An 11,688-nucleotide genomic window follows, 5' to 3' on the forward strand; every position below is an offset into this window, starting at 1 on the left:
GCCGGTTCGTCAACTCGTCCACCGCCTCGTCGTACTGGAAGCAGGTTGCCGTGAGCCGCACCCGGCGTTCGTCACTCCCCACGATCACACCCGGGGTGACACCGCCCGGTGCCGGCCGACGCGCCACCGCGACCGCCCGGGCCGCCGGTGGGTCGACCCGGGCGGTGACCCGGACCCTGAGCGACGATCCGCTGGGCGGCACGGTACGCCGCACGGTGCTGCCGAACGGGCTGCGCGTACTCACCGAGGCGATTCCGGCCATGCGCAGCGTCTCGTTCGGCATCTGGGTGGCCGTCGGCTCGCGGGACGAGACCGGCCCGCAGGCCGGTGCCGCCCACTTCCTGGAACACCTGCTGTTCAAGGGCACCCACAAGCGGAACGCGCTGGAGATCTCCTCGGCGATCGAGGCCGTGGGCGGCGAGACCAACGCCTTCACCACGAAGGAATACACCTGCTACTACGCCCGGGTGCTGGACGAGGATCTGCCCCTGGCCGTCGACGTCATGTGCGATTTGGTCGCCGACTCGGTGCTGGAGCCGGCCGACGTGGAGACCGAGCGCGGCGTGATCCTCGAAGAGATCGCCATGCACGACGACGAGCCCGGCGACGAGGTGCACGACCTGTTCGCCCAGGCCGTCTACGGTGACCATCCGCTGGGCCGGCTGATCTCCGGCACCGCCGACACCGTCACCCCGATGACCCGCCGGCAGATCCAGAGCTTCTACCGGCGACGCTACGTCGCACCCCAGATCGTCATCGCCGCCGCCGGCAACCTCGACCACACCGCCGTGGTGCGGCTGGTCCGCCAGGGACTGCGGGGCACCCCGCTGGACACCGACCCGGCGGCGCCCGCGCCGCACCGGCCGGCCACGCCCCGGGTACGCACCCGGGCCGCTTCCACCGTGGTGGAGGAGAAGGAGACCGAGCAGGCGCACGTCGTGCTGGGCTGCCCGGGCATCGACCGGCTCGACGAGCGGCGCTTCGCCCTCGGCGTGCTCAACAACGTGCTCGGCGGAGGCATGTCCAGCCGGCTGTTCCAGGAGATCCGGGAGCGCCGTGGCCTCGCCTACTCCGTCTACTCCTACGCCAGCCAGTACGCCGACAGCGGCCTGTTCGGCGTCTACGCCGGCTGCGCCCCGGGGCGGGTCGACGAGGTGCTGGAGCTGACCCGGGCCGAGTTGGCGCGTACCGCCGCGCACGGCATCACCGAGGCGGAGCTGGCCCGGGGCAAGGGGATGAGCAAGGGCTCGTTCGTGCTCGGTTTGGAGGACACCGGTTCCCGGATGAGCCGGCTGGCCAAGGGCGAGTTGCTCTACGGTGACCTGGTGCCGGTCAATGAGTTGCTGGACCGGGTCGACGCGGTGACCCTCGACGACGTCAACGGCCTCGCCGCCGAGCTGCTGGACCGGCCGATGTCCCTCGCCGTCGTCGGTCCGTTCGCCGGCCGGCAGTTCACCGGCTGACCCTCCCGGGACGGGTGCGCTCCTCGCCGGATCGACACCGTCCCGGCGGCACGGCGACAACCCAACGGGTTACCTCGCCACACCGCCGGAACACAGTGGATCACGCGACGCGACCCCTTCTCGTTGGGATAGGTTGTGCCGCGTGACTGACGAGCAGGAGAAGGGCACGATCAAAGTCGGCGTGCTGGGTGCCGGCGGCCGGATGGGTGCCGAGGTGTGCCGGGCCGTCGAGGCGGCCACCGACATGAAGCTGGTGGCGACTGTCGACCAGGACGACTGGCTGGTCAGCGCCGCCGATGCCGGGGCGGAGGTGCTCGTCGACTTCACCACCCCCGACGTCGTGATGGACAACCTGCACTGGTGCATCGACCAGGGCATCCACGCGGTGGTCGGCACCAGCGGCTTCACCGAGCAGCGGATCGAGCAGGTACGCGGCTGGCTGGCCGGCCGGCCCGACGTGGGCGTGGTGATCGCCCCCAACTTCGGCCTCGGTGCGGTGCTGATGATGCAGTTCGCCGCCCGCGCCGCCCGCTACTTCGAGTCGGTCGAGATCGTCGAGCAGCACCATCCGCGCAAGCTCGACGCGCCCAGCGGCACCGCCATGCACACCGCGCGCCTGGTCGCGGCGGCCCGCGCCGAGGCCGGCCTCGGCGCGGTGCCGGACGCCACGAAGGACGAGATGGGCGGTGCCCGCGGTGCCGACGTCGACGGGGTACGCGTGCACGCCGTGCGGGCCACCGGACTCGTCGCCCACCAGGAGGTGCTCTTCGGCACCACCGGCGAGACGCTGACCATCCGGCACGACTCGTACGACCGGGTCTCGTTCATGCCCGGCGTGCTGCTCGCGGTACGCGCGGTGCGGAACCGGCCCGGCCTGACCCTCGGCCTGGACGCCCTGCTCGACTGAGCGACTGCCGGCCCCGGCCGGCGACCGGCGGGTCTGGTCAGCCGGCCTGGGGCGGTTCGGTGGGGACGGCGACGTGCAGGCGCAACTGGGGGACCAGCATGTCGTCCACGTCGAGCGCGCGTCCCGCGCCGTCGGGTTCCCAGCCGGCGGTGGTGAGGAACTTGCGGGACGCCTGGTCGCCCTCGAACACCCACGCCACCGCCCGGTCGAAGCCGGACTCCCGCCACAGGTCGACGCTGGCGGCGAGCAGCCGGGAGCCGTGCCCGCGTCGGCCCCAGCGGGGCTCGACCAGCAGGTCGGTCACCGCCACCACGTCCGCGCCGAGCGCGTCGGACGGTTCGTTCGGTGCCAGCGCCTCGGCATCGGCCGGACCGGAGGCGGCGAAGCCCACCAGATACGATTGCTCGGCCTGTTCGACGGCGACCAGCACCCGGTGGGTGCCGCCGGGCGGCTGGCGCACCGAGGCGTCCCAGCGTTCGGCCAGCAACGCCTCGTCGAGGCCGTCCAGCACCTCCCGGGGCAGCAGTCGCCGGTAGGCGACCCGCCAGGTGGCGAGCTGGATGCGGGCGATCTCGGCGGCGTCCTCCGGACGCGCCGGGCGGACGTACCCGAGACTCATGGCACGACAGCCTACGCAGGGTGAGGGAGGCGACGGTGGCGCAGGGTGCCAGGCGGACGGTCGGACAGGTCGCCGCGGTGATCGTGCTCGCCGTCGCGGTGGCCGGGTTCCTGTCCGTGGCGGCCGTTCGGCACGGCTTCTTCGACCTGCAGGTCTACCGGGGCGCCCTGGTGTGGTGGGTGCACGACGGCGGGGAGATCTACGACTACCTCAAGCCCGGCACCCAGTACGGCTTCACGTACCCACCGTTCGCCGCCCTGGTGATGCTGCCGATGGCGTACCTGTCCTGGCATGCGGCGATCGTGGTGAGCGTGGCCGCCGGCGTGGTGACCAGCGCGGTGCTGATCTGGTGGCTGCTGGATCCGGTGTCCCGGCGCGCCGGCTGGACGCGCTGGTTCGCCTTCGCGGTGGCGCTGTGCCTGGTCGCCGCCTTCGAACCGATGCGCGAGACGATCAACTTCGGCCAGGTCAACACGCTGCTGCTCTTCCTGGTCGCGGTGGATCTGCTCCGGCTGCTGCCGGGTGGCAGCAGATGGGCCGGGATCGGCATCGGCCTGGCCACCGCGATCAAGCTCACGCCGGGCATCTTCATCGTCTACCTGCTGGTGACCCGGCGCTGGCGCGCGGCGGTGACCGCGTCAGGGGCCGCGACCGCCGCGACCATCCTCGCCGCGGCCCTGTTCCCGGACGCCTCCCGGGAGTTCTGGACCAGCGCGCTGTGGAACACCGGGCGCGTCGGTGAGCTGGCCTTCGTCTCCAACCAGTCGCTGCGGGGCGTGGTGGCCCGGCTCGACCCGCAGAGCCCCAGCACGCTGGCCTGGCTGCTGCTGGTCGTCGCGACGCTGGTGCTCTGGGCGTGGCGGTCCCGGGCCGCGGCGTCCGTGGGCGACGAGGCCACCGGGCTGGCCCTGACCGGCGCGGTGATGTGCCTGGTCAGCCCGGTCACCTGGGTGCATCACCTGGTCTGGCTGCTGCCGGGCCTGCTGCTGCTGGTGGACCGGGGCATGGCCGCACCGCCGGGTGGCCGCCGCCGTCGGACCCTGCTGGCCTGCGCGACCATCGGGTACGCGTTCCTGATCAGCCGGATCGTCTGGGCGTGGGAGGAGGACTTCACCGGTCTGGACGGTTTCCTGTTCGGCAACACCTACGTCTGGATCAGCCTGGCGTTGCTGGCCTTCCTGCCCGTGCGTCCGGTCCCACCCCGGTCGCGGTCGGATCCAGCGTCGTCGTCGGATTCAGCCGCCGTCGAGGCGGCCGGTGTACCGCAGCTCGACCAGCCCGATCGACGGTCGCCCGCCGGACAACGGCACCGGATAGGTCGACCGCTCACCGTCCGGTGACAACCCGGCCCGCTCGTAGAACCGGCGGGCCCGGTCGTTGTCCGCCAGCACCCAGAGCCGGTACTCCGTCCAGCCGGTTTCGCGCAGGCCCGCCCGCGCCGCCGCGAACAGCGCCCGAGCGGTGCCGTCACCCCAGTGGTCGGGCGTGACGTAGAGGCTCACCACCTCGCCGTACGCCGGGTCGAGGTCACCGCGATCCTGGTTGTTGCGGTACGGACCGAAGGTGGTGAACCCGACGAGCGTGCCGTGCTCCTCGGCGAGCAGGGTGGTGAACGGATGATCCGGGTCGGCGGTGCCGAGGGCCCGGCGGCGCTGCGCCCAGGCGACCGGGTTGAGCCGGTTCAACACCTCGTCCGGCATGATTCCGGCGTAGCCGGCCTGCCAGCCGCGTACGTGCACCCGGGCCACCGCTTCGGCGTCGTCGGGCTGCTCACGGCGGATGCTGGGCATGGAAGTAGTTCTAGGCCGCCAGGGCGGGCAGGTCCAGTGTCCGCACCGATGTCGTACGCCTGCCGTAGCCTGCCTGCGATGGCCGCACCGGAATCGCTCTCGCTCGCCCAGGCCCGCCGCGTCGCGTTGGCCGCACAGGGCTTCGCCGATCCGGCGCCCACCGGGGCGCCCACCCGCCGGCACCTGCGTCGGGTGCTCGACCGGATCGGCTTGATCCAGATGGATTCGGTAAACGTGCTGCAACGGGCGCACTACCTGCCGCTCTACAGCCGGCTCGGGCCCTACCCCACCACTCTGCTCGACTCCGCCGCCTACCGCCGGCCCCGCGAGTTGTTCGAGTACTGGGGCCACGAGGCGTCGTTGGTGCCGGTCGCCCTGCACCCGGCGCTGCGCTGGCGGATGGCGCGGGCGCACGCCGACGCCTGGGGCGGGATGCGCCGCATCGCCGCCGAGCAGCCGGCCCTGGTCGCCTGGGTACGCGACGAGGTGGCCGCCCGGGGGCCGCTCACCGTGGCCGAGATCGAGCACGACGTGCCCCGCCAGACCGGCAACTGGGGGTGGAACTGGTCGGCGGTGAAGCAGGCCCTGGAATACCTCTTCTGGGCCGGCGAGGTGTGCGCGGCACAGCGCACCACCTCGTTCGCCCGCCGCTACGACCTGCCCGAACGGGTGTTGCCGGCGCAGGTGCTGGACGCGCCGACGCCGACCGACGCGCAGGCGTACCGCACCCTGGTGGGCGTCGCGGCCCGGTCGCTCGGGGTGGCCGCGGAGCCGGAGCTGCGCGACTATTTCCGGCTGCCGGTGGCCGGCGCGAGGCAGGCCATCGCCGAGTTGGTCGAGGCGGGAGAGCTGCGACCGGTCACCGTGCAGGGGTGGCGGCAGCCGGCCTGGTTGCACGCCGAGGCCCGGCTACCCCGCTGGGTGCGCGGCAACGGCCTGGTGAGCCCCTTCGATCCGCTGGTCTGGGAGCGCGCCCGCACCGAGCGGCTGTTCGGCTTCAGCTACCGCATCGAGATCTACGTGCCCGCACCGCAACGCGTGTACGGCTACTACGTGCTGCCGTTCCGCCAGGGCGAGCGCTTCACCGCCCGGGTCGACCTGAAGGCGGACCGCAAGTCCGGGGTGCTGCTGGTGCCGGCCGCCTGGGTCGAGCCGGGCGTCGACCCGGGGGAGACGGCGATCGCCCTGGCCGCCGAGCTGTACCGCCTGGCCGATTGGCTCGGCCTGGACACGGTGGCGCCGCCGGCCGCCGGTGACCTCGCGGCACCGCTGGCCGCCGCGTTGGTGGGCGTGGCCGGTGTACGGTGAGGTCCGTGACGAGCGTTGACCGATCGGACGCTGCCCAACCGCACCCTGCCATGGAGTCGAGCGCTTCCGGCGGCACACCGGTCCCGGCCGGGCATCCACACGGTGCGCCGGTGGACGGGGCCGCGCAGGGCGACTGGGCGGCTGCTTACCCGGCCGGCTATCCGGTGGTCGAGTCCGACCGGCTCACCCGGTTCGTGACCCGGATGCACGCTCGCACGCCGCGCTGGGTGGTGCCGTTGGCCGCGGTCGGCTGTGTCGCCGCCGGCATCGGGTACACGCTGCTCAGCGATCCCACCCGATCCGCGCCCGACGCCCTGCCGACCTGCCTGCTCAAGATGACCACCGGGCTGGACTGCCCGGGTTGCGGCGGCACCCGCGCGCTCTGGTACGTGCTGCACGCCGATCTGCCGGCCGCCGCCCGCCACCACTTCCTCTTCGTCTTCGCGCTGCCCTTCCTGGCGTACCTCTTCGTCGCCTGGGCCGGTCGGCAGGCGTTCGGTTGGCGGCTTCCCGAGCTACGCATCGGCCCGAAGCTGATCGGCGGGTTCCTCGCCGCCTGGCTGGCCTTCTCGGTGGTCCGCAACCTCCCCTGGCCCCCCTTCACCGCCCTCTACGTCTAGGTCCGAACCCTCAGCATTGCTCCGCGGGTGGCTGTCGACGTGACATACCTCGTGGTCTGTTCGCCGTCCGGCCCGCCGGCCGCTGCCCGCTGCCCGGTCCGCTACAGTCCCAGGAATGCCGGAGATGGTGCAGCCCCAGGTCAAGCTGATCGCGTGGACCCACTTCGATCCGCCGGAGGACGTTCCCTGGTCGACCGATGCCGACGGGGGGCAGGCGCTCGCGGAGTTCGCCGGGCGGGCCTGCTACCAGAGCTGGAAGAAGCCGAACCCGGCGACGGCGACGAACGCCGGGTACCTGGCGCACATCCTGGAGGTCGGCCACCTCTCGGTGCTGGAGCACGGCTCGGTGAGCTTCTACTTCACCGGCGTGTCCCGCTCGTTCACCCATGAGCTGATCCGGCACCGCCACTTCTCGTACTCCCAGCTGTCGCAGCGGTACGTGCCGGAGCGGGACGCCGCGATGGTGGAGCCGACGGTCATCGCCGACGACCCGGAACTGCACAAGCGGTTCGTCGAGGCCGCCGAGGCGAGCGTACGGGCCTACAACGAGCTGCTGGAAGGGCTGGAACGGCGCTTCGCCGACGTGGCGAACCCGACTCTGCGGCGCAAGCAGGCCCGCCAGGCGGCCCGCGCGGTGCTGCCGAACGCCACCGAGACCCGCATCGTGGTGACGGGCAACTATCGGGCCTGGCGGCACTTCATCGGTATGCGTGCCACCGAGCACGCCGACGTGGAGATCCGTGAGCTGGCGGTGGAATGCCTCCGACAGTTGCAGCGGGTCGCGCCGAACGTCTTCGCCGACTTCACCATCTCGACGCTGCCCGACGGCACGGAGGTGGCGCAGAGCCCGTACGCCCAGGTGTCCTGAACGGCGTCCGGCCGCCCACCCGGGGGTGGTGAGGCCTTCCCCGGTGGCCGGCCGTCGGCCGTCCGATAGGTTGTCACCATGACGCACGACCACCTCGACGCTCCGGTTCGAACGGCCTCCCGTCCGTTCGGCCGGGTGCTCACGGCCATGGTGACCCCGTTCACCGCCGACGGGGCGCTCGACCTCGACGGCGCGGCACGGCTGGCGGATCATCTGGTCGCGGAGCAGGGCAACGACGCCCTGGTGGTCAACGGCACGACCGGCGAGTCACCGACCACCACCGACGCCGAGAAGGAACGCCTGATCCGGGTCGTGGTGGAGGCGGTCGGCGACCGGGCCCGGGTGGTGGCGGGGGTCGGCACCAACGACACCCGGCACACCATCGAGCTGGCGACCTCGGCGGAGAAGGCCGGTGCACACGGGCTGCTGGTGGTCACGCCCTACTACAGCAAGCCGCCGCAGGCCGGTCTGCTGCGCCACTTCACCGCGGTGGCCGACGCCACCGGGCTGCCGGTGATGCTGTACGACATCCCGCACCGCGCCGGTGTGGCGATCGAGACCGAGACCCTGGTCCAGCTCGCCGAGCACGGCCGGATCGTCGCGGTCAAGGACGCCAAGGGCGACCTGACGGCGACGAGCTGGGTGACCAGCCGGGCGGAGCTGGCGTACTACAGCGGCGAGGACTCGCTCACCCTGCCCGCCCTGGCCGTCGGCTGCGTCGGCGTGGTGGGCACCTCCACACACTTCACCGGTGCCGAGACCAAGCGGATGATCGAGGCGTACGACACGGGGGACACGGCAACCGCACTGGCGCTGCACCGCCGCCTGCTGCCGCTGTTCACGGGGATCTTCCGTACCCAGGGCGTGATCCTGGTCAAGGCTGGCCTGGCGGTGCGGGGCCTGCCGGGTGGACCGGTCCGTCCGCCGCTGGTGAACGCCACCGATGGCGAGATCGCCCAGCTGCGCGCCGACTGCGCGGCGGCGGGCCTGCCGCTCCCTGAATGATCAAACGACACGACGGACGCCGGGTGACGGCGTCGCAGAATGAGGTGAACGCGTGACCGAGGCGCACAACGAGGAGGCCCAACTTCCACCGCCGCTGCCGGAGGGCGGACTGCGGATCGTACCGCTCGGCGGGCTCGGCGCCATCGGCCGGAACATGACCGTCTTCGAGTACGACGGCAAGCTGCTGGTCGTCGACTGCGGCGTGCTCTTCCCGGACGTGGAACAGCCCGGTGTCGACCTGATCCTGCCGGACTTCGGCCCGATCCTCGACCGGCTCGATGACATCCAGGCGATCGTGCTGACGCACGGCCACGAGGATCACATCGGTGCGGTGCCCTACCTGCTCGCACACAAGCCCGACATTCCGCTCGTCGGCTCGCAGTTCACCCTCGCGCTGGTGGAGGCGAAGCTGGCCGAGCGGCGTATCCAGCCGTACACGCTGACGGTGCGGGAAGGCGGCCGGGAGCGGCTCGGCCCGTTCGAGTGTGAGTTCTTCGCGGTGAACCACTCGATTCCCGACGCGCTCGCGGTGGCCATCCGGACCCCGGCCGGGCTGGTGCTGCACACCGGCGACTTCAAGATGGACCAGCTGCCGCTGGACGGCCGGATCACCGACCTGGCCGGCTTCGCCCGGCTCGGCTCCGAGGGCGTGGACCTGCTGCTGTCGGACTCCACGAACGCGGAGATCCCTGGCTTCGTCACGCCCGAGCGGGAGATCGGTCCGGTCCTCGACGCGATCTTCGCGAAGGCCCGGGGCCGGATCATCGTCGCCTCGTTCGCCTCCCACGTGCACCGGGTGCAGCAGGTCTTCGACTCGGCTCTCGAGCACGGTCGCAAGGTCGCCCTGATCGGTCGGTCGATGGTCCGCAACATGGGCATCGCGCGGGATCTGGGCCTGCTGAACATCCCGGCCGGCCTGGTCGTCGGGCTCGACGAGGCGACCTCGATGCCGCCCGAGCAGATCGTGCTGATGTCCACCGGTTCGCAGGGTGAGCCGATGAGTGCCCTGGGTCGGATGGCCAGCGGTGATCACCGGCACATCACCATCGCACCCGGCGACACGGTGGTGCTCGCCTCGTCGCTGGTGCCGGGGAACGAAACCTCCGTCTACCGGGTGATCAACCGGCTGGCCCGGGCCGGTGCGGTGGTCGTGCACAAGGACGTGGCGAAGGTGCACGTCTCCGGGCACGCCCCGGCCGGGGAACTGCTCTACCTGCTGAACGTGGTCCGGCCCAGCAACCTGATGCCGGTGCACGGTGAGTGGCGGCACCTGCGTGCGCACGCCCGGCTGGGCATCGAGTCCGGCGTGGCGGCGGACCGGGTGGTGCTCTGCGAGGACGGCGACGTGGTCGACCTGGTGGAGGGGCGGGCCAGCCTGGTGGGTCACGTCAAGAGCCGGTACGTCTACGTCGACGGCCTGGCCGTCGGCGACGTCAGCGAGTCACTGCTCACCGAGCGGCGCATCCTCGGCGACGGTGGCTTCATCGCCGCGACCGTCGTGGTCGACTCGGTCACCGGCAAGGTGGTCGCCGGTCCGACCGTCTCGGCCAAGGGCTTCTCCGAGGATCCAGGGGCGTTCAACGCGGTGATCCCGCTGGTGACCGAGGCGCTCAACCGGGCCGCCGCGGACGGGATCACCGACCCGCACCAGCTCCAGCAGATCGTCCGGCGCACCGTGGGCCGCTGGGTCAACGACGCGTACCGTCGTCGCCCGATGATCGTTCCCACCGTCGTCGAGGTCTGAACACCGCGCGTACCGGACCGGTTCCGATGGGCCACCGCACCCGGCGGGTGGTGGCCCATTGGCGTCAGCAAATCGATTGATCGGCGTGCGAGTTCAACCGTTCGAGCGGTTTGCCCGTACTCCGAGCCGGCAGGCGTGACCGCGCCAGCCGGGAGGAGCATGGCGGATGGACCGCAGACGATTGACAGCCATCGGTGTCGTGGTGGCGGCTCTGGGCGCGGCGGCGGCCGTCGCCCTGCCGTCGTTCGCCGGTGACGGTGGCGCGCCGGTCGGCGCACCGACCAGCGGGGCGGTGGAGGGCGCCGACCCGGACGTGGTCGAGGCGATGCGACGGGACCTGCGGCTGGACGAGTCGCAGGTGGCCGCGCGACTGAAGACCGAACGCTGGGCCTCCGGGGTGGTCGACCGGCTCCGGGCGGACCTCGGCGCGGCCTACGGCGGCAGCTGGCTCAGCGCCGACGGCAGCGAACTCAACGTGGCGGTCGCCGACGAGGCACAGGCACAGCGGGTCCGGGCCGCCGGGGCGGTGCCGAAGGTGGTCGAGCGTGGGGTCGGCCAGCTCGACACCCTCAAGACCCGGATGGACCGTACCGCCGCCCGCGCCCGACAGGTCTCCGGCTGGTACGTCGACGTCGCCTCGAACACCGTCGTGGTGCTCGCGGAGCCGGGCGCGGAGGCGGCCGGGTGGCGTTTCGTGGCCCGCGCCGGCGTGCCGCGGACCGCGGTGCGGATGACCACCGAGGAACAGCCACGGCTCTTCGCCGACGTACGCGGTGGCGAGCCGTTCTTCGTCGGCAGCGGCCGTTGCTCGGTCGGCTTCGCGGTGACTGGTGGCTTCGTCACCGCGGGACACTGCGGGCGGGTCGGTGCCCGCACCACCGGTGCCGACCGGGCACCGCAGGGCGTCTTCCGGGCCTCGTCGTTCCCCGGTGACGACTGGGCCTTCGTGCAGGTCAACAACAACACCAGGGTGCTGCCGGAGGTGACCGACTTCCGGGGCGGGGTGGCCCGGGTGGCCGGTTCGCAGGAGGTGCCGGTGGGTTCGTCGATCTGCCGCTCCGGCTCCACCACCGGCGTCCGCTGCGGCACCGTACAGGCCCGCAACGCCACCGTCCGTTACCCGGAAGGGCTGGTCAGCGGGCTGGTGCGGACAAACGTCTGCGCCGAACCCGGTGACTCCGGTGGCTCGTGGATCTCAGGTAACCAGGCGCAGGGCGTGACCTCCGGTGGATCCGGCGACTGCGTCCGTGGTGGCACCACGTTCTACCAGCCGGTCAACGAGATCCTCCAGCGCAACAACCTGACCCTGCTCACCACGCAGAACTTCCGCGCCCTGAGCAGCCGGCGCTGATCCGCCGATCCCG

The 11,688-nt window shown here is 71.9% G+C and carries 11 protein-coding genes; 9 read left to right on the forward strand and 2 right to left on the reverse strand.

Annotated elements, in window-relative coordinates; all coding sequences use genetic code 11:
* The first annotated feature begins 164 nt into the window (after window positions 1–164).
* Both AB0J93_RS01905 and dapB read left to right on the forward strand, forming a co-directional pair.
* The gene (locus tag AB0J93_RS01905; protein ID WP_363917686.1) at window positions 165–1,463 is read left to right on the forward strand and encodes a pitrilysin family protein; all 1,299 of its coding nucleotides are present in this window, start codon (window positions 165–167) and stop codon (window positions 1,461–1,463) included.
* A 142-nt stretch (window positions 1,464–1,605) separates the two neighbouring features.
* Window positions 1,606–2,370 carry a 4-hydroxy-tetrahydrodipicolinate reductase gene (gene dapB, locus AB0J93_RS01910; RefSeq protein ID WP_363917135.1) on the forward strand — a complete coding sequence of 255 codons (765 nt, stop codon included), beginning with the start codon at window positions 1,606–1,608 and terminating at the stop codon, window positions 2,368–2,370.
* Between the two features lie 37 nt (window positions 2,371–2,407).
* On the opposite strand, the gene AB0J93_RS01915 is transcribed toward dapB, so the two are convergent.
* Window positions 2,408–2,989 (reverse strand): GNAT family N-acetyltransferase, encoded by a 582-nt coding sequence (locus AB0J93_RS01915; RefSeq protein ID WP_363917137.1) that lies wholly within the window; start codon window positions 2,987–2,989, stop codon window positions 2,408–2,410.
* Between the two features lie 35 nt (window positions 2,990–3,024).
* On the opposite strand from AB0J93_RS01915, the gene AB0J93_RS01920 reads away from it, so the two are divergent.
* Window positions 3,025–4,329, forward strand: coding sequence for a glycosyltransferase family 87 protein (locus tag AB0J93_RS01920; protein WP_363917688.1), 1,305 nt, complete (start codon window positions 3,025–3,027; stop codon window positions 4,327–4,329).
* Here AB0J93_RS01920 and AB0J93_RS01925 read toward each other — a convergent pair.
* Window positions 4,225–4,779, reverse strand: a complete 555-nt coding sequence (locus tag AB0J93_RS01925; protein WP_363917139.1) for a GNAT family N-acetyltransferase — start codon at window positions 4,777–4,779, stop codon at window positions 4,225–4,227. The two genes, AB0J93_RS01920 and AB0J93_RS01925, sit on opposite strands and share 105 nt — an antisense overlap.
* 78 nt (window positions 4,780–4,857) lie before the next feature.
* Here AB0J93_RS01925 and AB0J93_RS01930 point away from each other — a divergent pair, with 78 nt between their 5' ends.
* The 6 genes from AB0J93_RS01930 (at window position 4,858) to AB0J93_RS01955 (ending at window position 11,675) form a co-directional block, all read left to right on the forward strand.
* On the forward strand, window positions 4,858–6,087 hold the full coding sequence (locus AB0J93_RS01930; RefSeq protein ID WP_363917141.1) for a crosslink repair DNA glycosylase YcaQ family protein: 1,230 nt from the start codon (window positions 4,858–4,860) through the stop codon (window positions 6,085–6,087).
* 50 nt (window positions 6,088–6,137) lie between these two features.
* Window positions 6,138–6,707, forward strand: a complete 570-nt coding sequence (locus AB0J93_RS01935) for a DUF2752 domain-containing protein (RefSeq protein WP_363917689.1) — start codon at window positions 6,138–6,140, stop codon at window positions 6,705–6,707.
* Window positions 6,708–6,831: 124 nt separating this feature from the next.
* On the forward strand, window positions 6,832–7,575 hold the full coding sequence (gene thyX, locus AB0J93_RS01940; protein WP_363917691.1) for an FAD-dependent thymidylate synthase: 744 nt from the start codon (window positions 6,832–6,834) through the stop codon (window positions 7,573–7,575).
* Window positions 7,576–7,653: 78 nt separating this feature from the next.
* Window positions 7,654–8,580, forward strand: a complete 927-nt coding sequence (gene dapA, locus AB0J93_RS01945) for a 4-hydroxy-tetrahydrodipicolinate synthase (RefSeq protein WP_363917143.1) — start codon at window positions 7,654–7,656, stop codon at window positions 8,578–8,580.
* Window positions 8,581–8,632: 52 nt separating this feature from the next.
* The gene (locus AB0J93_RS01950; RefSeq protein ID WP_363917145.1) at window positions 8,633–10,324 is read left to right on the forward strand and encodes a ribonuclease J; all 1,692 of its coding nucleotides are present in this window, start codon (window positions 8,633–8,635) and stop codon (window positions 10,322–10,324) included.
* Between the two features lie 166 nt (window positions 10,325–10,490).
* Window positions 10,491–11,675: a S1 family peptidase gene (locus AB0J93_RS01955; RefSeq protein ID WP_363917147.1), complete on the forward strand. Its 1,185-nt coding sequence runs from the start codon at window positions 10,491–10,493 to the stop codon at window positions 11,673–11,675.
* Window positions 11,676–11,688 lie beyond the last annotated feature (13 nt).

Origin of the sequence: Micromonospora sp. NPDC049374, from assembly GCF_040677165.1 — a bacterium.
Lineage (GTDB): Bacteria > Actinomycetota > Actinomycetes > Mycobacteriales > Micromonosporaceae > Micromonospora.

Excerpts from the sequence above, each read along its gene's own strand:
- AB0J93_RS01915 (WP_363917137.1), bottom strand. The coding sequence starts at position 2,989 with ATGAGTCTCGGGTACGTCCGCCCGGCGCGTCCGGAGGACGCCGCCGAG.
- AB0J93_RS01925 (WP_363917139.1), bottom strand. The coding sequence starts at position 4,779 with ATGCCCAGCATCCGCCGTGAGCAGCCCGACGACGCCGAAGCGGTGGCC.
- AB0J93_RS01930 (WP_363917141.1), top strand. The coding sequence starts at position 4,858 with ATGGCCGCACCGGAATCGCTCTCGCTCGCCCAGGCCCGCCGCGTCGCG.
- AB0J93_RS01935 (WP_363917689.1), top strand. The coding sequence starts at position 6,138 with ATGGAGTCGAGCGCTTCCGGCGGCACACCGGTCCCGGCCGGGCATCCA.
- thyX (WP_363917691.1), top strand. The coding sequence starts at position 6,832 with ATGGTGCAGCCCCAGGTCAAGCTGATCGCGTGGACCCACTTCGATCCG.
- dapA (WP_363917143.1), top strand. The coding sequence starts at position 7,654 with ATGACGCACGACCACCTCGACGCTCCGGTTCGAACGGCCTCCCGTCCG.
- AB0J93_RS01955 (WP_363917147.1), top strand. The coding sequence starts at position 10,491 with ATGGACCGCAGACGATTGACAGCCATCGGTGTCGTGGTGGCGGCTCTG.